This window comes from Streptomyces sp. NPDC090022 (genome assembly GCF_044748145.1).
Classification (GTDB): Bacteria; Actinomycetota; Actinomycetes; order Streptomycetales; family Streptomycetaceae; genus Streptomyces.
Genome location: NZ_JBIVFN010000012.1, coordinates 83,373 through 105,142, shown reverse-complemented (window position 1 = coordinate 105,142; position 21,770 = coordinate 83,373). Strand labels below are relative to the sequence as shown.

15 protein-coding genes and 1 tRNA gene are annotated in these 21,770 nt (G+C 69.9%); 5 read left to right on the top strand and 11 right to left on the bottom strand.

Annotated features, from left to right (window positions below; translation table 11 throughout):
- Positions 1-42: 42 nt before the first annotated feature.
- The 5 genes from ACIPXB_RS21760 to ACIPXB_RS21740 all read left to right on the top strand — a co-directional run bounded on the left by ACIPXB_RS21760 (position 43) and on the right by ACIPXB_RS21740 (position 7,343).
- Positions 43-864: a hypothetical protein gene (locus tag ACIPXB_RS21760; protein WP_401452341.1), complete on the top strand. Its 822-nt coding sequence runs from the start codon at positions 43-45 to the stop codon at positions 862-864.
- Entirely contained in the window at positions 861-3,086 is a 2,226-nt protein-coding gene (locus ACIPXB_RS21755) for a hypothetical protein (RefSeq protein ID WP_401452339.1), read from the top strand. Before ACIPXB_RS21760 ends, ACIPXB_RS21755 begins: the two co-directional genes overlap by 4 nt.
- Before the next feature lie 56 nt (positions 3,087-3,142).
- Positions 3,143-4,918 (top strand): hypothetical protein, encoded by a 1,776-nt coding sequence (locus tag ACIPXB_RS21750; RefSeq protein WP_401452337.1) that lies wholly within the window; start codon positions 3,143-3,145, stop codon positions 4,916-4,918.
- An 89-nt stretch (positions 4,919-5,007) separates the two neighbouring features.
- Positions 5,008-5,667 carry a Pycsar system effector family protein gene (locus tag ACIPXB_RS21745; RefSeq protein WP_401452335.1) on the top strand — a complete coding sequence of 220 codons (660 nt, stop codon included), beginning with the start codon at positions 5,008-5,010 and terminating at the stop codon, positions 5,665-5,667.
- A 23-nt stretch (positions 5,668-5,690) separates the two neighbouring features.
- A complete protein-coding gene (locus tag ACIPXB_RS21740; protein WP_401452333.1) occupies positions 5,691-7,343 on the top strand; it encodes a M48 family metalloprotease in 1,653 nt (550 codons plus the stop codon).
- A gap of 91 nt (positions 7,344-7,434) precedes the next feature.
- Here ACIPXB_RS21740 and ACIPXB_RS21735 read toward each other — a convergent pair whose 3' ends face one another.
- The 11 genes from ACIPXB_RS21735 to ACIPXB_RS21685 form a co-directional block, all read right to left on the bottom strand.
- Positions 7,435-11,334, bottom strand: a complete 3,900-nt coding sequence (locus tag ACIPXB_RS21735; protein ID WP_401452331.1) for a DNA-directed RNA polymerase subunit beta' — start codon at positions 11,332-11,334, stop codon at positions 7,435-7,437.
- 95 nt (positions 11,335-11,429) lie between these two features.
- On the bottom strand, positions 11,430-14,912 hold the full coding sequence (rpoB, locus tag ACIPXB_RS21730) for a DNA-directed RNA polymerase subunit beta (protein WP_401452329.1): 3,483 nt from the start codon (positions 14,910-14,912) through the stop codon (positions 11,430-11,432).
- 577 nt (positions 14,913-15,489) lie between these two features.
- Entirely contained in the window at positions 15,490-15,873 is a 384-nt protein-coding gene (rplL, locus tag ACIPXB_RS21725) for a 50S ribosomal protein L7/L12 (RefSeq protein WP_401452327.1), read from the bottom strand.
- 110 nt (positions 15,874-15,983) lie between these two features.
- A complete protein-coding gene (gene rplJ, locus ACIPXB_RS21720; RefSeq protein ID WP_401452325.1) occupies positions 15,984-16,514 on the bottom strand; it encodes a 50S ribosomal protein L10 in 531 nt (176 codons plus the stop codon).
- 270 nt (positions 16,515-16,784) lie between these two features.
- The gene (locus tag ACIPXB_RS21715) at positions 16,785-17,612 is read right to left on the bottom strand and encodes a hypothetical protein (RefSeq protein ID WP_401452323.1); all 828 of its coding nucleotides are present in this window, start codon (positions 17,610-17,612) and stop codon (positions 16,785-16,787) included.
- 44 nt (positions 17,613-17,656) lie between these two features.
- The gene (locus tag ACIPXB_RS21710; protein ID WP_401452321.1) at positions 17,657-18,553 is read right to left on the bottom strand and encodes an LppX_LprAFG lipoprotein; all 897 of its coding nucleotides are present in this window, start codon (positions 18,551-18,553) and stop codon (positions 17,657-17,659) included.
- Between the two features lie 194 nt (positions 18,554-18,747).
- Entirely contained in the window at positions 18,748-19,476 is a 729-nt protein-coding gene (gene rplA / locus ACIPXB_RS21705; RefSeq protein WP_401452319.1) for a 50S ribosomal protein L1, read from the bottom strand.
- A gap of 113 nt (positions 19,477-19,589) precedes the next feature.
- Positions 19,590-20,024 carry a 50S ribosomal protein L11 gene (rplK, locus tag ACIPXB_RS21700; RefSeq protein WP_401452317.1) on the bottom strand — a complete coding sequence of 145 codons (435 nt, stop codon included), beginning with the start codon at positions 20,022-20,024 and terminating at the stop codon, positions 19,590-19,592.
- A 170-nt stretch (positions 20,025-20,194) separates the two neighbouring features.
- Complete coding sequence (nusG, locus tag ACIPXB_RS21695) at positions 20,195-21,076, bottom strand: transcription termination/antitermination protein NusG (RefSeq protein ID WP_401452315.1); 882 nt, start codon at positions 21,074-21,076, stop codon at positions 20,195-20,197.
- An 84-nt stretch (positions 21,077-21,160) separates the two neighbouring features.
- Complete coding sequence (secE, locus tag ACIPXB_RS21690; RefSeq protein WP_401452313.1) at positions 21,161-21,442, bottom strand: preprotein translocase subunit SecE; 282 nt, start codon at positions 21,440-21,442, stop codon at positions 21,161-21,163.
- A gap of 105 nt (positions 21,443-21,547) precedes the next feature.
- Positions 21,548-21,620, bottom strand: a tRNA-Trp gene (locus ACIPXB_RS21685).
- Positions 21,621-21,770 lie beyond the last annotated feature (150 nt).

Below are 21,770 nucleotides of genomic sequence, written 5' to 3'. Positions count from 1 at the left end.
CCACGCGTCCGGCCCGGCCGACGCCCCACACGAAAGGCGATCATGACCGACCCGGTGAGCCGCAATCTGCTCCTGTTCGACATCGAGCGGTTCAGCGACCGCGACGACATCCAGCAGGGCTACTTACGGCGCATGCTCTACGGCGTCGTCGACAGCCTCCTGCGGACGGCCGGCATCGACCAGACCCAGCACCTGCGCGCCGACCGCGGCGACGGCGTCCTGGTGATGATCGACGCCAACGCCCCGCTCCCGGCGCTGCTGCGGGCCCTGCTGCACGACGCCGCGCACGAGCTGCGCGCCGTGAACCGGCTCGCCTCCAGCTCGGCCCAGATCCGCCTGCGCGCGGTGCTGGCCACCGGTTTCGTGGCCGTCGACGAGTTCGACGGCTGGGTCGGATCCGATCTGAACACGGCCTGCCGGCTGCTGGACGGCGGCCCGCTGCGGGCGGCGCTGCGCGAGCGCGCCGACGACTTCGCGCTCTGCGTCTCCGACCCGGTCTACGCCGGGATCGTCCGCCACAACCACCCGGGGATCCCGGCCGAGGAGTTCTGCCCGGTCGACGTTCCCAGCAAGAACGGCCGGCTGCACGCCTGGCTGTACGGACCACTGCCGACGGGGGCCCCGGCGCCGGAGCCTGAGGGGGACTCCGGCGCCGGGACGACCACGGCGGCCGCCACCGCGACCGCACCCGCTGCGGCGGGCGACCGAACGCCCGCGCCTGCGCCCGCTCCCGCACCCGCGCCCGCACAGAGCGGCGCGACCGTCCACGGCAATGTCACCGGTGGCGTGATCGGTGTGAACCAGGGCTCCATCGGATCCATCGGCAACATCTCGGGCATCACCCTTCCGGGTGAGAAGCGGTGAGCGGCGAGGACCAGTCCCCGGCCCCGGCGGGCGGCGCCGGGGCCGCTGCGGGAGCCGGCCCCGGGGCGGGAGCCGGCCCCGCGGGCGCCGGCGTGGGCGCCGGGGCGGGAGCCGGGGCCGCCGGTGAGCCGGCGGCCCGGCCCGAGGGCGAGCGCGCCGACGCGGAGACCCCGCCCGAGGACGAGCCCGGCCAGGACGCCTGGCTGCTGCGCCAGGACCTGAACAACCACAGCCCCCGCGTCATGCGGATGGCCGGCGGGGTCTCCGGCGGGATCCTCGGCGTCAACCAGGGCACCGTCGGCGCCATCCACGTCAGCAACTACCACCTGGGCTCCGGCACCGGCGCCCAGGTGACCGGCGAGATCCCCGAGGAGACCCTGCGGCGGCTGGCCGCCGGCTTCGTCACCGCCGGCACCCCCTTCGAGGCGCTGCTGGAACGGTTGCGCAACGAACACGTGCTGGTGCTCACCGGCGTCCCCTCCACGGGCCGCCGCACCGCCGCCCTCACCCTGCTGCACCGGCTCGGCGCCGCCCCCGTCCACGCCCTGGACCGGGGCACGTCCCCCGCCGAACTCGTCGAACGGGTCGGCGCCACCTCCGACGGCAGGCCCGCGGGGGTGCGCGGCCATGTCGTCTGCGACCTGATCACCCGCCGGGACCGTCCGCTGCGCGACGTGGACGTCCTCGCGCTGCGCGCGCGGCTCGGCGAGGACGGCTACCTGGTCGTCACCGTCGGACCGGGCGCCCACCTGGACGACGTACCCACCCAGGCGTGGACCCCGCCCGCCGCCCGCGCCGTGCTCGCCGAGCGGCTGCGCGCGCTGGCCGGCGAGGACGCCGCCGCGCGGCTGACCGCGCTGCCCGCCGTCGCCGATTTCCTGGGCCGCTCCCACCAGCTGCGGGAGGTGGTCGGCTTCGCCGCCCTCCTCGTGCGGCACGAGCTCGGGCAGGCCGGCGACGAGGACGTCGAGCGCTACTCCCTCGACACCGTCGAACGCCAGGTCCAGCAGTGGTTCGAGGAGGACCAGGCCACCTTGCACCTGCGCGAGAAGGCCTTCCTGATCGCGCTGGCCGCCTTCGACGACGGCCCGTACACCCTGACCGCCGAACTCAGCGACCTGCTGTACGGGTTCCTGCTGCACACCGACCAGCCGGACCGGCCGCCCGCCGTCCCCGTGTTCGGCACGCACATGGGCAAGCGGCTGCAACTGGCCCGCGCCCGCCTCTACGAGGAGGTGGAGGAGCACTCCGAGTGGGGCCCGGTCAGCCAGGTCATGGCCGCCTTCGAGGACGAACGCGCCTGGTCGGTCCTGCTGCGCGTGGTGTGGACCGAACACCCCTCCGCCCGGCCGGCCCTGATCGGCTGGCTCCAGGTGCTCGCCGCCGACGGCCGCCCGCTGGTGCGCACCCGGGCCGCGTCCACCGTGGCCGTCCTCGCGTACACCGACCTGCCGTCCGCGATGGCGCTGGTCATCGAGCCGTGGGCGGTGTCGGAGAACTACCGCCACCGGCTCGTGGCCGTCAGCGCCCTGTGGTTCGCGCACAGCATCGGCGTGGCCAACATCCCGCGGATCATCGACGACTGGTGCCGTCGCGGCGAGAACGCCCGCCGCAGCTGGGTCGCGATCCGCGCGCAGGGACTGATCGGCCCGGAGCGCCCGGTGGAGACCATCGCCGCGCTGCGCGGCGCGGTCCGCGCCCAGGCCGAGGCAGACCACCCGCCGAACCCGCTGCTGCTGGCCGAGATCGCCATGGCGTTCGGGCTGCTCATGCTCTCCGAGGCCGGCGATCTCGTCCTCGCGGAGCTCGCGCGCACCAAGGAGGACGACCCCGCCGTGCACGCCCTGGCCGTCGGCGGCTTCCTGGGGGCCTGCGAACGCACCGAGAAGGACACGGAGTACGGGCGTCCGCTGGTCCTGGACTGGTACGCGCGCGCCGCGGGCGACCGGTCGGAGGCCGCCGCCGGCATCGCCGGGCTGTGGCGCGACGCGCTGGGCGACCGCTCCACGACCCCGCACGCCCAGCGGGTGCTGCGCCGCTGGGTGCTCAGCGCCGGCCGGGACGCGGCGGCCGAGTGGGCGCTGGCCGCGCTGCTGCCCCTGCTCGTCGGCACGTCCGAGGAGTACCGGCGGCTGGACTACCTGCTGCGCACCCTCCTCGCCGACGACGGCACGCCGGTGGCCGTCGCGGCCCGGCTGCGGACGGTCCTCCCACAGCCCTGACGACAACGACAACCCGCTCCACCCCTCCCCTCAGTACCGCCAAGGAGATCCGTACCATGGCCGACTTCCGTCGCCCACCCGAGTGGGATCAACACGCGCACCGCCACAGCGCGTTGATCGACCCGGTGATCACCGTCCGGCAGCTGGGCCGGTTCGAGGTGGCCCGCAGAGCGCCGACGCGCATCGACTACGCCGCCGTGTACACGACCCCCAAGGGCACCTTCGAGGCGTACCTGCCGCCGGCCCGGCCGAGCTCCACCAAGCGCTACACGGCCGTGTACGAGGTGGACATGGGCATCCACCCGGTCCGCATGGAGATCCGGCTGCCCAGTGACAACGACGCGCTGGAGTTCGAGGCCGTCCTCGAACTCGACTGGCAGGTGGCGGACCCGGCGGAGTTCGTCCGCAGCGGCTGCCGGGACGTGCCGCGGCTGCTGCTGGGCGAGCTGGAGCAGGCGGCCCGGCCCGTGACCCGGGGCTTCCCGATCGCGGAGAGCGCGGCGGCGGAGACGGGCCTGCTCGACGCGGTACGGGCCCGCGGGGCGCTGGGCGAGGCGGTGGGCCTGAAGGTCGCGTGGACCGTACGGCTGCGCCGCGACCAGGACAACATCGACCACCAGCGGCGCCTCCAGGCCATCGGCCACGCGGCGGACGAGGAGATCCTCACGCAGCGGCGGGGCGCGGACGTGGACGTCTCGGTGGACGCGCGCGGCCGGCAGCAGGACGTGCTGATGGCGGGGCGGGGCATGGAGTACGGCCGCCGGCAGCACGAGCTGGAGCTCCAGCGGCAGCACTGGGAGCAGGAGCAGGCGCTGCTGCGCGGGAGGTACGAGATCGAGCGGCAGCAGATCGAGGCGCAGAAGATCGCGTTCTACCAGTTCCACCTGGAGCAGGGCGGGGTGCACCAGTGGGCGCTGCACCTGGCGTCGCACCCGGAGGACTCGGCGCTGGTCATGAACAGCATGCGCGAGGACCAGCTGCGGCTGATCCAGGCCCAGATGGGCCTGGTCGGCCAGCTGTTGGGCGCGGACGGCGCGGAGAACTTCGAGCTGGAGGGCCCCAAGGCGCTGGCCCTCCAGGCGGTGAACGACATCCTGACCCAGCGCCTGCCGGGGGTCACCACCGGCCAGCCCTTCGCGCTGGACCCGTCCCAGCAGCCCGCCCCGGACCCCTCGCAGCCGCACGCCGGCCTGCCGCCGGGCGGGCCCGCCCCCGCCGACCCGTCCCAGCCGTACGGCCAGCCGCCGGCCCCCGGCCAGCCGCAGCCGTACGCCACCCCACCGACCCCCGGCCAGCCCCAGCCCTACGGCACCCCACCGCCCCCCGGCCAGCCCCAGCCCTACGGCACCCCACCGCCCCCCGGCCAGCCGACGGCCCCGGGCGGCGCCCCGTCCTACAGCCCGCCGCAGGCCACCGACCCGGCCCGGCCCTACGCCGCCCCGCAGGCACCCGCGCCCTACGGCGGCCCGCAGGCCCCCGGCGGGCCGGCGCCCGCCGGTCCGACCCGGCCGTACGCCGCTCAGCCCGGCGCCCCCACGCCGTACGGCACGCCGTACGGCGCACCGCCCGTGCCGGGCCGGACCGCGCCCACCGGCGCCCCGGCGCAGCCGTACGCCACCCCGCCAGCGGGTCAGCCGTACGGCGGCCCGGCGGCCGCCCCGCCCAGGCCGGGAACTCCCCCGGCACCGCCGCACGCCGGGCCGCCCACCACGTTCCCGGCCTGGCAGCCGCCGCCCGGGTACGGGCAGGCGCCTGTCCGCCCGGAGGGCGCCGAGCCGCAGGACGACGCGGACCGGGCCGAGGACACCGAGGCCCAGCGGGAGGACCGGTGACCGAGTCCGCCCCCGCGCCCCCGGCCACGCCCCAGCCGGCACCGCCGCGCCACGCCACGCCGGAACCACCCGCGTCGTCGGGAGGACCGGTGACCGAGTCCGCCCCCGCGCCCCCGGCCACGCCCCAGCCGGCACCGCCGTCCCCGGCCACGCCGGAACCACCGGCGTCGGCGGCGGCCCGGCCCCCGGCAACGGTGGAACCACCGTCGTCGTCGGCCCGGCCCGCGGCCCAGCCGCCGGCTCCGGCCCCGGCCCCGGTCCCCGGGACCGACGCCGCCACCCGGCTGCTCACCGACCTCCGCGCCGAGATAGCCCGCGCCGACAGCAAGGCCTCCGTGCTGGTCGGCGCGCTCGGCATGACCGCCGGGGTCGTCGGCGCCCTGCTCGCCGGCCGGGGCTGGCGGCCGGCGGTGCTCTCCACGCCCGGCACCGTCGTGTGGTGGGCCGGGATCACCGCGCTCGCGCTCGCGCTGCCCGCCCTGCTGCTCGCCGTACTGCCCCGCTACCGCGCGGCCGAGTGGCGCCCGGGCAGCCCGCTCTCCTACTTCGGCGACATCCGGTCGGCGGTCCGCCAGGGCCGCCTCGCGGAAGCGCTCGCCGCGACCGACCGCGACCCCGCCGCCTCGCTCATGGCGGCACTCGCGGAGAACAGCCGGATCGCCACCCGCAAGCACCAGTGGATCCGTGCGGGCCTGCTGGCCTTCGTCATCGGCGCGGCCCTGCTGCCCGCCGCCCTGCTCCTGGGCTGACGTCCCCACCAAGAAGGATGACCATGCAACAGCCACCCGAACCCGACCCGCAGCACCCGCAGCGGCCGGCCCGCAAGGCGCCGCCCAAGCCGCCCGAGTACCCGCAGGCCCCGTCCTACCCGGAGCAGCCGGATCCGCAGGCGTACGACGCCGCCCCGCGACCGCCCGCGTACCCGACCACACCCCAGCCCCAGACACCGCCCGCGTACCCGACCCAGCCCCACACCCAGGCACCACCCGCCTACCCCACCCAGCCCCACACCCAGGCACCGCCCGCGTACCCGACCGCGGCCCAGCCCCAGACACCGCCCGCCTACCCCACCGCACCCCACACCCACGCACCACCGGCGTACCCGACCCAGCCCCACACCCAGGCACCACCCGCGTACCCGACCGAACCCCAGCCCCACACCCAGGCACCGCCCCCGTACCCGGCGGCACCCCCGGCGCAGCCGCATCCCTACCCGGCGGCACCACCCGCGTACCCCGACGCATCCGCGTACCCCGAGGCACCCGCGTACCCTCAAGCCCCGCAGGCCCCGGTGCAGGCCCCGTACGCCCCACAGCCCCCGCAGGTCCCGCACATCCCGCCGCAGCTCCCGCCCCAGACGGCACCCCAGGCCACGCCTCCCACCGGCGCCCCGGCCCACCCGCACCCGCACCCGCACCCGCACCCGCACCCGCACCCGCAGGCGTACGCCGCCGCCCCCGCCGACGACATCGACTACCAGCACACCCCCGGTACCCGGGTCCACTACAAGGCCCAGCAGCGCAGCACCGACGCCACCGCCTTCGGGCAGCTCGCCCTGCACATCCCCGGGTTCCTGATGAGCCTGTTCGTCGTGCTGCTCGCCGCCGCCATCCTGGAAGCGATCAGCGGCATCCCCGCCTGGCTGCCCGCCCTCCTCTGGATCGCCTCCGGCGCCCTCGTCTTCCACCGGCCCAGCGAGGACTTCTTCGCCCGCCACCTGCTGCGCCTCCAGCGCCCGCTCCCCCAGGAGCTGGCCGCGCTGACGCCGATCTGGCACGAGGTGACCGCCCGCGCCGGCATCGACGGCCGCCGCTACGAGCTGTGGATCGAGGACAGCGAGCACGTCAACGCGTACGCCGCCGCCGGCCACATCGTCGGTGTCACCCGGTTCGCCCTGGACAAGCTCCCCCGGGGCCAGCTCGCCGCCGTCCTCGCCCACGAGCTCGGGCACCACACCGGCGGCCACGCCTGGTCCGGTCTGCTCGGCTGGTGGTACGGGCTGCCCGGCCGGGTCGCCTGGCGGATCATCACGGTCGTGACGGTCTTCATGATCCGCTTCACGAGCTTCTTCTCCTACCTCGCGGCCGGCGTCCTGATCCTCACCGTCGGCGCCCTCACCCTGGCGACCATCACCGCGACGTTCGGCCTGCCCCTGCTCCTGCTGGTCATGCCGTACTTCATGGCCGCCGTCGGCCGCCGCGCCGAGCTCCGCGCCGACGCCAACGCCGCCGGTCTCGGCTTCGCGCCGGAGCTCTCCCAGATGCTCTACGACCTGATGGCCGCCGAGCAGGAGGAGAAGCGCCAGCTGATGGCCCAGACGGGCAAGGCCTTCGACGAGCCCGGCACGCTGGCCCGGATGCTCTCCACCCACCCGGACCACCGGACCCGGCTGCACCACCTCCAGCCGTACCTCCAGCCCCGCTGACCGGCCGCGGCGCGGCACCCGCCAACGCCACAGGGCGGCCACCCCGTGAGGGGTGACCGCCCTGTATGCGTCTCAGCTACTGCTGCCGACCTCAGCCGTTGTACGGGCCGTAGTCGTAGTCCTCCAGCGGGACAGCCTGGCCGGAGCCGGTGCCGAAGGGCGAGTAGTCGATGTCGTCGTAGCCGACGGCCGAGTACATCGCGGCCTTGGCCTCCTCGGTGGGCTCCACCCGGATGTTGCGGTAGCGGGACAGACCCGTACCGGCCGGGATGAGCTTACCGATGATGACGTTCTCCTTGAGGCCGATCAGGGAGTCCGACTTGGCGTTGATCGCCGCGTCGGTCAGAACCCGGGTCGTCTCCTGGAAGGACGCCGCCGACAGCCACGACTCGGTCGCGAGCGAGGCCTTGGTGATACCCATCAGCTGCGGACGGCCGGAGGCGGGGTGACCGCCCTCGGTGACCACACGACGGTTCTCGGACTCGAAGCGCGAACGCTCGACGAGCTCGCCCGGGAGCAGCTCGGCGTCGCCCGACTCGATGATCGTCACGCGGCGCAGCATCTGCCGGATGATGATCTCGATGTGCTTGTCGTGGATCGACACGCCCTGCGAGTTGTAGACCTTCTGGACTTCGCCGACCAGGTGGACCTGGACCGCGCGCTGGCCGAGGATGCGCAGCACGTCGTGCGGGTTGGTGGCACCCGCGGTGAGCTTCTGGCCCACCTCGACGTGGTCGCCCTCGCCGACCTCGACGCGCGCACGCTTCGAGATCGGGTAGGCGGTCTCGTCCGAACCGTCATCGGGGGTGATGACGATCTTCTTGGTCTTCTCGGTCTCCTCGATCCGCACGCGGCCGGCGGCCTCGGAGATCGGGGCGACACCCTTCGGGGTACGGGCCTCGAAGAGCTCGACGACACGCGGCAGACCCTGGGTGATGTCGTCACCGGCCACACCACCGGTGTGGAAGGTACGCATCGTCAGCTGGGTACCGGGCTCACCGATGGACTGGGCGGCGATGATGCCGACCGCCTCACCGATGTCGACCAGCTTGCCCGTGGCCAGCGAGCGGCCGTAGCAGAAGGCACAGGTGCCGACCGCGGACTCGCAGGTCAGGACCGAGCGGGTCTTGACCTCCTCGACGCCGTTGGCGACCAGGGCGTCGATCAGCACGTCGCCGAGGTCCACGTTGGCCGGCGCGATGACCTTGCCGTCGATGACGACGTCCTCGGCCAGCATGCGGGCGTACACGGAGGTCTCGACGTCGTCGGCCTTGCGCAGGACGCCGTCCTCGCCGCGGACCGCGATCTTCAGCTTCAGACCGCGCTCGGTGCCGCAGTCCTCCTCGCGGATGATCACGTCCTGCGAGACGTCCACCAGACGACGGGTCAGGTAACCCGAGTCGGCGGTACGCAGGGCGGTGTCGGCCAGACCCTTACGGGCACCGTGCGTGGAGATGAAGTACTCCAGCACCGACAGGCCCTCGCGGAACGAGGCCTTGATCGGACGCGGGATGGTCTCGTTCTTCGCGTTCGACACCAGACCACGCATACCGGCGATCTGTCGCATCTGCATCATGTTTCCTCGGGCACCCGAGTCAACCATCATGAAGATGGGGTTGGTCTTGGGGAAGTTCGCGTTCATCGCCTCGGCGACCTCGTTGGTCGCCTTGGTCCAGATCGCGATGAGCTCCTGCGTGCGCTCGTCCTTGGTGATCAGACCGCGCTCGTACTGCTTCTGGACCTTCTCGTCCTGCGCCTCGTAGCCCGCGACGATGGCCTTCTTGGCCTCGGGCACGACGACGTCGGAGATGGCCACGGTGACACCGGAACGGGTCGCCCAGTGGAAGCCGGCGGCCTTCAGGTTGTCGAGCGTCGCCGCCACGATGACCTTGGGGTAGCGCTCCGCCAGGTCGTTGACGATCTCGGAGAGCTGCTTCTTGCCCACCGAGTAGTCGACGAACGGGTAGTCCTCGGGAAGCAGCTCGTTGAAGAGCGCACGGCCCAGCGTGGTCTTCAGACGGAAGCTGTCGCCCGGCTGGAACTCCTGCTCACCCTCCTCGGCGACCGGGGCGACCCAGCCGCGCGGCGGAATGGTGCCCACGGGGAAGCGGATGTCGACCGACGACTGGAGCGCGAGCTCGCCGGCGTCGAACGCCATGATCGCCTCGGCGGTGGAGCCGAAGGACCGGCCCTCGCCCTTGGTGTCGCGCAGCTCACCGTCGGTGGTCAGGAAGAACAGACCGAGGACCATGTCCTGGGTCGGCATCGTGACCGGACGGCCGTCGGCCGGCTTGAGGATGTTGTTCGAGGACAGCATCAGGATGCGGGCCTCGGCCTGCGCCTCCGCGGAGAGCGGCAGGTGGACGGCCATCTGGTCACCGTCGAAGTCCGCGTTGAACGCGGTGCAGACGAGCGGGTGGATCTGGATGGCCTTGCCCTCGACCAGCTGCGGCTCGAAGGCCTGGATGCCGAGGCGGTGCAGCGTGGGCGCACGGTTCAGCAGCACCGGGTGCTCGGCGATGACCTCTTCGAGGACGTCGTACACGACGGTGCGGCCGCGCTCGACCATGCGCTTGGCCGACTTGATGTTCTGCGCGTGGTTCAGGTCGACCAGGCGCTTCATCACGAACGGCTTGAAGAGCTCCAGCGCCATGGCCTTGGGCAGACCGCACTGGTGCAGCTTCAGCTGCGGACCGACGACGATCACGGAACGCGCGGAGTAGTCCACACGCTTACCGAGAAGGTTCTGACGGAATCGACCCTGCTTGCCCTTCAGCATGTCGCTGAGGGACTTCAGCGGACGGTTGCCCGGGCCCGTGACCGGGCGACCGCGACGGCCGTTGTCGAAGAGGGCGTCGACCGCCTCCTGGAGCATGCGCTTCTCGTTGTTCACGATGATCTCGGGGGCACCGAGGTCGAGAAGGCGCTTCAGACGGTTGTTGCGGTTGATCACACGGCGGTACAGGTCGTTCAGGTCGGAGGTCGCGAAGCGGCCACCGTCCAGCTGCACCATCGGACGCAGGTCCGGCGGGATGACCGGCACGCAGTCGAGCACCATGCCCTTGGGGCTGTTGCTGGTCTGCAGGAACGCGGAGACGACCTTGAGGCGCTTGAGCGCACGGGTCTTCTTCTGGCCCTTGCCGGTACGGATGATCTCGCGGAGACGCTCGGCCTCCTCCTCGAGGTCGAAGGACTCCAGGCGCTTCTGCAGCGCCGCGGCACCCATCGAGCCGTCGAAGTACGTGCCGAAGCGGTCGCGCAGCTCGCGGTAGAGCAGCTCGTCGCCCTCCAGGTCCTGGACCTTGAGGTTCTTGAAGCGGTTCCACACCTCGTCGAGGCGGTCGATCTCGCGCTGGGCGCGGTCGCGCAGCTGCTTCATCTCGCGCTCGGCGCCCTCGCGCACCTTGCGGCGCACGTCGGCCTTGGCACCCTCGGCCTCGAGCTCGCCCAGGTCGCTCTCGAGCTTCTTGGCGCGGCCCTCGAGGTCGGCGTCGCGGCGGTTCTCGATCTGCTGGCGCTCGACGGAGACGTGGGCCTCCAGCGACGGCAGGTCGCGCTGGCGGCGCTCGTCGTCGACGAACGTGATCATGTACGCGGCGAAGTAGATGACCTTCTCGAGGTCCTTCGGCGCGAGGTCCAGCAGGTAGCCCAGGCGCGACGGGACGCCCTTGAAGTACCAGATGTGGGTGACGGGAGCGGCGAGCTCGATGTGGCCCATCCGCTCACGGCGCACCTTGGCGCGCGTGACCTCGACGCCACAGCGCTCACAGATGATGCCCTTGAAGCGGACACGCTTGTACTTGCCGCAGTAGCACTCCCAGTCCCGGGTCGGACCGAAGATCTTCTCGCAGAAGAGTCCGTCCTTTTCGGGCTTCAGGGTGCGGTAGTTGATGGTCTCCGGCTTCTTGACCTCGCCGTGCGACCAGGTTCGGATGTCGTCCGCGGTGGCAAGGCCGATCCGCAGCTCGTCGAAGAAGTTGACGTCGAGCACTGTGCGTCAATCCCTCTTTCGGGGTCGAGTCTCAATCATGGTCTGAACGGTCCCGGGGCGGCCGGGGGATCTTCGCGATCCCCCGGCCAGGCCCGTCAGACCTCTTCGACGCTGCTCGGCTCGCGCCGGGACAGGTCGATACCGAGCTCCTCCGCCGCGCGGAAGACGTCCTCGTCGGTGTCGCGCATCTCGATGGACATGCCGTCCGAGGACAGCACCTCCACGTTGAGGCAGAGCGACTGCATTTCCTTGATGAGCACCTTGAAGGACTCGGGAATGCCCGGCTCGGGGATGTTCTCGCCCTTGACGATGGCCTCGTAGACCTTCACGCGGCCGGTCACGTCGTCGGACTTGATCGTCAGGAGTTCCTGGAGGGCGTACGCGGCGCCGTACGCCTCGAGCGCCCACACCTCCATCTCACCGAAGCGCTGACCACCGAACTGCGCCTTACCACCCAGCGGCTGCTGCGTGATCATCGAGTACGGACCGGTCGAGCGGGCGTGGAGCTTGTCGTCGACCAGGTGGTGCAGCTTGAGGATGTACATGTACCCGACCGAGATCGGGTCCGGGAACGGCTCGCCGGAGCGGCCGTCGAACAGGCGCGCCTTACCGGTCGGGAGCACCATGCGCTCGCCGTCGCGGTTCGGGATCGTGTGCTGGAGCAGACCGGCCAGCTCGTCCTCGCGGGCACCGTCGAACACCGGGGTGGCGACGTTCGTACCGGGCTCGACCTTGTCGGCGCCGATCGCCTGGAGGCGCTGCGCCCACTCGTCCGCGAGGCCGGAGACGTCCCAGCCGCGGCTGGCGAGCCAGCCGAGGTGGATCTCCAGGACCTGTCCCGGGTTCATTCGGGACGGGACACCCAGCGGGTTGAGGATGATGTCGACCGGGGTTCCGTCCTCGAGGAACGGCATGTCCTCGATCGGAAGGATCTTGGAGATGACACCCTTGTTGCCGTGGCGGCCGGCGAGCTTGTCACCGTCGGTGATCTTGCGCTTCTGGGCGACGTAGACGCGGACCAGCTGGTTCACGCCCGGAGGAAGTTCGTCGCCCTCCTCGCGGTCGAAGACGCGGACGCCGATGACCTTGCCGATCTCACCGTGGGGGACCTTGAGCGAGGTGTCACGCACCTCGCGGGCCTTCTCACCGAAGATCGCGCGGAGCAGGCGCTCCTCCGGGGTCAGCTCGGTCTCACCCTTCGGGGTGACCTTGCCGACCAGGATGTCGCCCGCGACGACGTCCGCACCGATGCGGATGATGCCGCGCTCGTCGAGGTCGGCGAGGACCTCCTCGGAGACGTTCGGGATGTCCCGGGTGATCTCCTCGGGGCCGAGCTTGGTGTCACGGGCGTCGACCTCGTGCTCCTCGATGTGGATCGAGGAGAGGACGTCGTCCTGCACGAGGCGCTGCGACAGGATGATCGCGTCCTCGTAGTTGTGACCCTCCCACGGCATGAACGCCACGAGCAGGTTCTTGCCGAGGGCCATCTCGCCCTCTTCGGTCGCCGGGCCGTCGGCGAGGACCTGCGACTCGACGATGCGGTCGCCCTCGTTGACGATCACCTTCTGGTTGACCGAGGTGCCCTGGTTGGAGCGGGAGAACTTGGCGACCCGGTACGTGGTGTACGTGCCGTCGTCGTTGGCGACGGTGATGTAGTCGGCCGAGACCTCCTGGACGACACCGTCCTTCTCCGCCTTGATCGAGTCACCGGCGTCGACCGCGCAGCGGTACTCCATGCCGGTGCCGACGAGCGGGGCCTCCGCCTTGATGAGCGGAACGGCCTGGCGCATCATGTTCGCGCCCATGAGGGCACGGTTGGCGTCGTCGTGCTCGAGGAAGGGGATCATCGCGGTCGCGACGGACACCATCTGGCGCGGGGAGACGTCCATGTAGTCGACGTCGTCGCCGGCGATGTAGTCGATCTCGCCGCCACGACGGCGGACCAGCACGCGGTTCTCGGTGAAGCGCAGGTCCTCGGACAGGCCGGCGTTGGCCTGGGCGATGACGAAGCGGTCTTCCTCGTCCGCGGTCAGGTAGTCGACCTCGTCGGTGACCTGGCCGTCGACGACCTTGCGGTACGGCGTCTCGACGAAGCCGAACGCGTTGACGCGGCCGTAGGAGGCGAGCGAGCCGATCAGACCGATGTTCGGGCCTTCGGGGGTCTCGATCGGGCACATGCGGCCGTAGTGCGACGGGTGCACGTCACGGACCTCGAAGCCGGCCCGCTCACGGGACAGACCACCCGGGCCGAGCGCGGACAGACGACGCTTGTGCGTCAGCCCGGACAGCGGGTTGTTCTGGTCCATGAACTGCGACAGCTGGCTGGTGCCGAAGAACTCCTTGATGGAGGCGACGACCGGCCGGATGTTGATCAGGGTCTGCGGCGTGATCGCCTCGACGTCCTGCGTGGTCATGCGCTCGCGCACGACGCGCTCCATACGAGCCAGACCCGTGCGGACCTGGTTCTGGATGAGCTCGCCGACGTTGCGCAGACGACGGTTGCCGAAGTGGTCGATGTCGTCGGTCTCGACGACGATCTGGTTGCCGTTCTCGCCGATCGTCTCGGTCTCGCCCGCGTGCAGCTTGACCAGGTACTTGATCGTGGCGATGACGTCGTCGGTGGTGAGCACGCCGGCGTCCAGCGGCTCGTCCGCACCGAGCTTCTTGTTGACCTTGTAGCGGCCGACCTTCGCGAGGTCGTAGCGCTTCGGGTTGAAGTACAGGTTCTCGAGCAGCGTCTGCGCGGCCTCACGGGTCGGCGGCTCGCCCGGACGCAGCTTGCGGTAGATGTCGAGCAGCGCGTCGTCCTGGCCCTGGGTGTGGTCCTTCTCCAGGGTGGCGCGCATGGACTCGTACTCGCCGAACTCCTCGAGGATCTGCTCGGTGGTCCAGCCGAGGGCCTTCAGGAGGACGGTGACGGACTGCTTGCGCTTGCGGTCGATACGGACGCCGACCATGTCGCGCTTGTCGACCTCCATCTCCAGCCAGGCACCCCGGGACGGGATGATCTTGGCGGAGAAGATGTCCTTGTCGGACGTCTTGTCGATGGAGGAGTCGAAGTAGACACCGGGGGAGCGCACCAGCTGCGACACGACGACACGCTCGGTGCCGTTGATCACGAAGGTGCCCTTGTTGGTCATGAGCGGGAAGTCGCCCATGAAGACCGTCTGAGACTTGATCTCACCGGTCTCGTTGTTCGTGAACTCGGCCGTGACGAAGAGCGGCGCCGCGTACGTGAAGTCGCGCTCCTTGCACTCGTCGACGGAGTTCTTCGCCGGCTCGAACCGGTGGTCGCGGAAGGTCAGCGACATCGACCCGGAGAAGTCCTCGATCGGCGAGATCTCCTCGAAGATCTCTTCCAGACCGGACTTGGTGGGGACGTCCTGTCCACTCTCGAGCGCCGACTCGACGCGAGACTTCCAGGCGGCATTGCCGAGCAGCCAGTCAAAGCTCTCGGTCTGCAGCGCCAGGAGGTTCGGAACCTCGAGGGGCTCCTTGATCTTTGCAAAGGAGATGCGCAGCGGGGCGGTGCTGGCGCCGTTGTTCGTATTGGTCGAGGCGTTGCGCGAGGCGGCCAAGAGGGGGTCCTTCCGAGGGCTCGGACTCACTACGCGCGTACCGGTCCCAGCCATTCACAGGGACAGACGGTCCCGATCTGGCTTGAAAGGCCAGGTCAGAGACGTTCGGTCCAATGTGCTTCAGCGTGGGCATGCCCCTGGCGACGGGCAGGGGACAGCTAACAGGCAGCGCAAAGGGTCAGTGTAGCCACTTGGCTCACTGATGTCCAGACCAGGTTTCCGGAGTCCGGCAACAGGCCTTCCCCACTGTTATTCAAACCAACCCTGCGTTCCAACGCTGCGGCCCCGCGTACACGGAGCGCGTATGGATACTGCCCTCTTCGTAGTCGATCCATGCCTCGGATCCGGATCGACCTCGCCCGACCTCACGACGGGACTGAGAATTGCGCGCCGCGTGCCGTTCGTCAAGGCCCCCTGCTCCGTGCGGATCATCACCGGGACCGCCCGCAGGGGCAACGAAGATCACCCTACTCCTCAACGAGAGCAGGGCAAACCAGGCACTGCGGGTACGCCGAAGGGCGACCACCCTTACGGGTGATCGCCCTTCGTCAGAGGCCGTCAGGCGGCCTCGGAGGTGTTACTTGACCTCGACGGCCGCACCGGCAGCCTTGAGGGACTCGGCGGCCTTCTCAGCGGCCTCCTTGTTGACCTTCTCGAGGACCGGCTTCGGGGTGCCGTCGACGAGGTCCTTGGCCTCCTTCAGACCCAGGGAGGTCAGCTCGCGCACGACCTTGATGACCTGGATCTTCTTGTCGCCGGCGCCGGTGAGGATGACGTCGAACTCGTCCTTCTCCTCCTCGGGCTCGGCAGCAGCGCCACCCGCGGCGGGGCCGGCAACGGCGACGGCCGCGGCGGCGGTGACGTCGAACTTCTCCTCGAAGGCCTTCACGAACTCGGAGAGCTCGATGAGGGTCATCTCCTCGAACTGGGCGAGGAGGTCTTCCTGAGAGAGCTTCGCCATGATGGGCGATCCTTCCACTAATTCGGCAGGTGCCGGATGTATAGAGAGGCGGGCGTAACGGCCCGCTGCGACCCGCGCACTAGGCGGCGCGGATCAATGCGCGAGCCGAATTACTCGGCACCGCCCTGCTCGGCGAGCTTGACGCGAAGCGCTTCCGCGGTGCGGACGAACTTCGACGGCAGCGCCTGGAAGAGCGAGGCAGCCTGGGACTGCTTGCCCTTGAACGCGCCGGCCAGCTTGCTGAGCAGAACCTCGCGGGACTCGAGGTCCGCAAGCTTCTTGATGTCGTCGGCGGAGAGAGCCTTACCGTCAAGGACACCGGCCTTGATGATGAGGTTCGGGTTCTCCTTGGCGAAGTCACGCAGAGCCTTCGCCGACTCCACCGGGTCACCGGTGATGAAGGCGACCGCGGTCGGACCAGCGAAGTGCTCGTCCAGCGCGGTGATCCCGGCCTCATTGGCCGCGATCTTGGTCAGCGTGTTCTTCACCACGGCGTACTGGGCGTTCTCACCGAGGGAGCGACGCAGCGTCTTGAGCTGCGCGACGGTGAGACCCCGGTACTCGGTCAGCACGGCGGCGTTGGAGCTCTGGAACGCGTCCTTGAGCTCGGCCACCGATGCAGCCTTGTTGGGCGTCGGCATGGTGCGTTCGCCTCCTTCCGGGTGATGAGGACCGCTCAGAAGGGGCTGAACAAACGAAACGCCCCGGCGCAGGCGCACGGGGCGTAGCTCGACCGGATGGTGAGATCCAGGAGCTTTCCACTAACACCTGCGCGGGTCGTCCGTCGTCAACGGATCCTTCGGCCACCGCGCCCGAGGGGGCACAGCAACGACCAGCGGTCTTTGGCTTCCGGGGAAGCGTACGCGAACCGGCCCCGGCCGAGCAAATCGGTCGGCCGGGGCCGGTCGCCGTCAGCCGCCGAGGCCCTTCATGACCTCGTCGAAGTCGGCCACCTGGTCCGCCGGCGGGGCCTGGACGGCCGGCGTCGCACCGAACCCGCTGAACTTCGCCGTGGTCTTCGCGGTGCCCTTCTCGTCGGTCAGGGCCGTGTCGACGCGGACGGGGTAGCCGTCCTTGCCGATCCACACGTCGAAGCCGTACGTCTTGACCTGGGCCTTCTCCAGCGCGGCCTGGAGGGCCTTGCGCCGGTCGTCCGGCATGACCTTGCTCACCTGGTCGGCCTTGAGCAGCTCGTCCAGCGTGTAGGAGCCCCGGTAGTGCTCGGCCTCCACGCCGTCGGTCTTCTCGGTGCCGACGTGGCCGAGGTTGTCCTGGTCCAGCAGCATCGCCAGGTACTCGGCCGGGTCCTCGTTCAGCCGGACGCCGGGCTTGCCGCCGCTGGACAGGTCCATCTTCATCCAGGGCTTGCCGCCGACCGGCTTCTCCATCTGGGTCCAGACCAGGTCGGAGATCATGACCGAGCGGGAGTCCGGCTTCCCGGCGCTCTTGAGGACCAGGTCGTGGCTGGAGGGGTACCACCCCTTGGTGCCCGACTGCGTCACGACCTTGCCGTCCGGCTCGGTGGTCGAGATCTCCGCCTTGGCGAACTTCGCCCCGACGGTCTTCAGGTAGGAGGCCTTGACGGCCTCCGAGGGCTTCTCGGCGGCGGCCGATGCCTGGCCGCCCCCGTCCGCCTTGCCCGCGCCGGCCTTGTCGCCGGAGCAGGCCGTGAGGCCGCCCACGAGCAGGGTGGCGCCGATGACGGCGGCCCCGGCTCGCGTCCAGACAGCCTGGTGCATGTACTTCTCCCCCATAGGTGGAACGTCGTGTGCGGCCGGGCCGATCAGGCCCCGGCGCCGCCTTCCTTCATCATTTCCGCGAGGTCGACGACCTGGTCGGCCGGCGGCGCGGTGATCTCGACCGGCTTGTTGTAGTCGAGGAACTTGATGGTCATGTCGAGCGGACCCTTGTTGGCGGTGCCGCGGGTGCGGACCTGCTTGGTGTGGTGGGTCTCGTCGATCCACATGTCCATGGCCAGGCTCTTGATGCCCTGGGCCTCCAGCTTGGTGATCTGGCGCTCCTGGCGCTCGCGGGCCGCCGGGGTGGCCGTGGCCAGCGAGGCGCGCATCTGCTCCAGGGTGACGGTGCCGGTCACGTGCGTGGTCTTGACCCCGTCGATGGTCTCCTCGCCGACCGTCTTGAGGTCCTGGGCCGCGAGCAGCTCGTTCGCGCGGTCGCCCGGGTTCTCGCCGTCCTTGGAGCCGCCCCCGGCGGAGTCCAGCTTCCTGGCGGCGTTCGGGTCGGCCCCCAGCGCCTTGAGGTCGAACTTGAGGTACTTGCCGTCGGAGCCGATGTACATCGCGCCGTCGAGCACGACGATCTCGGCCTGCTCGGTGGGCGTGGCCGGGTCGGCCATCTTCATGCGGATGGCGAGATCGGGCTTGCTGCGCATGGCCGCCTCGCCCGTCATGGCCTGGCCCTCGGACTGGCCGCTCATCGAGTAGCGCAGCGAGGTGATCTCCTCGGAGCCCTTGCGGACCTGCTCCAGGAAGGCGGCGGGGGTGGCCTGGGCCGCCCCGCCCTTGGGCGCGGCGCCCTGCGAGGGCGCCGCGGAGGCGCCCGTACCGGCGGCCTTGCCGCCCTCGGCCTTCTTGCCGTCCTCACACGCCGTGGCCCCGCCCGCGAGGAGTACGGCGGCCAGGACGGTGCCGACGGTCTTGCTCCGGTTCTGCGTGCTCATGACTGAGCCCCCCTTGATCGTTGGTCTTGGACGACCTTACGCGGGACAGGTGTCCTGCGCACATTTGTTCCTGTCGGGCAGGGTGTGAGGGGTACGTACGGAAACGGGAAGGGAAACGGGAACGGGAACGGGAACGGGCCCCCACCCCGGGAAGGGGTGAGGGCCCGTTCAGCCACTCAGTGAGCCGGTGGGGCTCAGACCGCGGCCGGGTCCTCCTCGACGAGGAGGTTCCGGGTGCGGTTCGAGTCGAGCGCGATACCGGGGCCCATCGTGGTGGTGATGGCGGCCTTCTTGATGTACCGGCCCTTGGCGGCGGACGGCTTCAGACGAAGGATCTCGTCCAGGGCCGCGCCGTAGTTCTCGACCAGCTTCTCGTCGGAGAAGGAAACCTTGCCGATGATGAAGTGCAGGTTCGAGTGCTTGTCGACGCGGAACTCGATCTTGCCGCCCTTGATGTCCGTGACAGCCTTCGCCACGTCCATGGTGACGGTGCCCGTCTTCGGGTTGGGCATCAGGCCACGGGGACCGAGCACGCGGCCGAGGCGGCCGACCTTGCCCATGAGGTCCGGGGTGGCGACGACCGCGTCGAACTCGTTCAGGCGGTTGCCCTTGGCGATCTCGTCGATCAGCTCGTCGTTGCCGACGATGTCGGCGCCGGCGGCCTCCGCGGCCGCAGCACGGTCACCGGTCGCGAAGACCAGGACCCGGGCGGTCTTGCCGGTGCCGTGCGGAAGGTTCACGGTGCCGCGGACCATCTGGTCGGCCTTGCGCGGGTCGACACCCAGGCGGAAGGCAACCTCGACGGTGGCGTCGAACTTGGTGGTGGAGGTCTCCTTGGCGAGACGGACGGCCTCGAGCGGGGCGTACAGCTTCTCCCGGTCGACCTTGGCGTCCGCAGCGCGGAGGTTCTTGCTGCGCTTCACTTCTGCTCCTGTGTTACGTGCTTCAGGTGTGGAGTCGTGGTGCGGACCAGCGCGTGGTCCTACCACTGAAAGCGGTAACCGGTTCTCCGGCTACCACCGGATGACGGGGCTGATCAGCCCTCGACCGTGATGCCCATGGAACGGGCGGTGCCAGCGATGATCTTCGACGCGGCGTCGAGGTCGTTGGCGTTCAGGTCGGGCATCTTCAGGGTGGCGATCTCGCGGACCTGGTCGCCGGTGAGCTTGGCAACCTTGGTCTTGTGCGGCTCGCCGGAGCCCTTGTCCACACCTGCGGCCTTGAGGATCAGCTTCGCGGCCGGCGGAGTCTTGGTCACGAAGGTGAAGGAACGGTCCTCGTAGACCGTGATCTCCACCGGCACGACCATGCCACGCTGCGACTCGGTCGCGGCGTTGTAGGCCTTGCAGAACTCCATGATGTTGACGCCGTGCTGACCCAGCGCGGGGCCGACCGGCGGGGCCGGGTTGGCCGCACCGGCATTGATCTGGAGCTTGATAAGCCCCGTGACCTTCTTCTTCTTGGGAGGCATTGCTCTCTCCGGGTCCTAGTGAGAGTTTTCCAGCCGCCAACCGGTCATCCGGATGGAGGCATACCGCACCACGATAGCGGGTATGGGTGCGGGGCTGAAAACCGAGCAGGTCAGACCGCCCGCGAGGGCGGTCTGACCTGCTCGGAAACTGTAGGTCTAGAAGATCTGGATCAGTTCTTCTGGATCTGGTCGAAGCTGAGCTCGACCGGGGTCTCGCGGCCGAAGATCTCGACGAGGCCCTTGACCTTCTTCGAGTCGGGGTTGATCTCGTTGATGGTCGCCTGCAGCGTCGCGAACGGGCCGTCGGTGACGGTGACCGAGTCGCCGACCTCGAAGTCCAGGACCTCGATGGTGCGCTTGACGGCGGGCGCCGGCAGACCGGCGGCCTCGGCGGCGGCCTTCTCGGCCTTCTCCTTGGCCTCCGGGGCGAGCATCTTGACGATCTCGTCCAGGGTCAGCGGGTACGGGTCGTACGCGTTGCCCACGAAGCCGGTGACACCGGGGGTGTTGCGGACGACGCCCCAGGACTCGTTCGTCAGATCCATGCGGACGAGCACGTAGCCGGGCAGCTTGTTCTGCCGGACGTTCTTGCGCTCGCCGTTCTTGATCTGGACGATCTCTTCCTCGGGCACCTCGGCCTGGTAGATGAACTCCTCGACGTTCAGCGAGACGGCGCGCTGCTCGAGGTTCGCCTTCACGCGCTTCTCGTAGCCGGCGTAGGTGTGGATCACGTACCACTCGCCGGGGAGCAGGCGCAGCTCGTCGCGCAGGGCCTGGATCGGGTCGACGGGCTCGGCGGGCTCCTCCGGAGCCTCCTCGGCCTCGGCGACGACGTCCTCGTCCGCCACGGCCTCGTCGTCGGCGTCGGCGTCATCCTCGTCGGCCTCGTCCTCGACGTGCAGCGCGGCTTCCTCGGCGGGGGTGCCGGCCTCGTCGGCGTCGGCGATCCCGGCCTCGTCAGGGTCCACAGCGTCCGCCGCCTCGACGATGCCGAGCTCGTCCTCGACGGACTCGACGGAGTCGTGGCTCACGTTCAGGTTCGGGTCAGACACGGTGGCTGCTTCTTCCTGGATACAAAAGGTGGTGGAACATGCGAAAACGGGCGGCACCCATCAAGGCGCCGCCCTCCGCGGGGATCAGCCGAAGACGAACTTGATGGCTTCCTGGAACCCATAGTCAATCACGGTAACCAGACCGATCATGACGAGCACGAAGACAATCACCACGGTGGTGTACGTCGTCAGCTGACTGCGAGTCGGCCAGACGACCTTGCGCAGCTCCGCCACGACCTGGCGGTAAAACAGCGCGAGACGGCCGAAGGGGCCCTTCTTGCCGCGCTTGCCGCCCTTGCGGGTCTTCTTCTCGCGGGTCTCGTCCTCGGCGTCAGGCATGTCGATGGAGCCCAGGGCGTCCGTCACGTCTCTCACCTGAATCCGGGTCATGGCCGTGCCGCGCCCGGTTGAGCCGCACGGCGGTGCATCGAAGTACGTACCTGCGCACACATCCGGCGAAGGAGTGTGGAGCAGGGCCGGAGGGACTCGAACCCCCAACCGCTGGTTTTGGAGACCAGTGCTCTACCAATTGAGCTACGACCCTTTGCGTCCCCCAACCTACCGCATCCGGGCGGGTGCACTAAGTGCCCGCCATGTGGAGCGGCTGGTGAGGTCCAACGACAGGTGAGTGTACGTGTTCCGGAGCGTGACGTCGAACAGGAATGATCCGGACGAGCGCCGTCCGGTCCCTGGA

Excerpts from the sequence above, each read along its gene's own strand:
- ACIPXB_RS21760 (WP_401452341.1), top strand. The coding sequence starts at position 43 with ATGACCGACCCGGTGAGCCGCAATCTGCTCCTGTTCGACATCGAGCGG.
- ACIPXB_RS21750 (WP_401452337.1), top strand. The coding sequence starts at position 3,143 with ATGGCCGACTTCCGTCGCCCACCCGAGTGGGATCAACACGCGCACCGC.
- ACIPXB_RS21740 (WP_401452333.1), top strand. The coding sequence starts at position 5,691 with ATGCAACAGCCACCCGAACCCGACCCGCAGCACCCGCAGCGGCCGGCC.
- rplL (WP_401452327.1), bottom strand. The coding sequence starts at position 15,873 with ATGGCGAAGCTCTCTCAGGAAGACCTCCTCGCCCAGTTCGAGGAGATG.
- rplJ (WP_401452325.1), bottom strand. The coding sequence starts at position 16,514 with ATGCCGACGCCCAACAAGGCTGCATCGGTGGCCGAGCTCAAGGACGCG.
- ACIPXB_RS21715 (WP_401452323.1), bottom strand. The coding sequence starts at position 17,612 with ATGCACCAGGCTGTCTGGACGCGAGCCGGGGCCGCCGTCATCGGCGCC.
- ACIPXB_RS21710 (WP_401452321.1), bottom strand. The coding sequence starts at position 18,553 with ATGAGCACGCAGAACCGGAGCAAGACCGTCGGCACCGTCCTGGCCGCC.
- rplK (WP_401452317.1), bottom strand. The coding sequence starts at position 20,024 with ATGCCTCCCAAGAAGAAGAAGGTCACGGGGCTTATCAAGCTCCAGATC.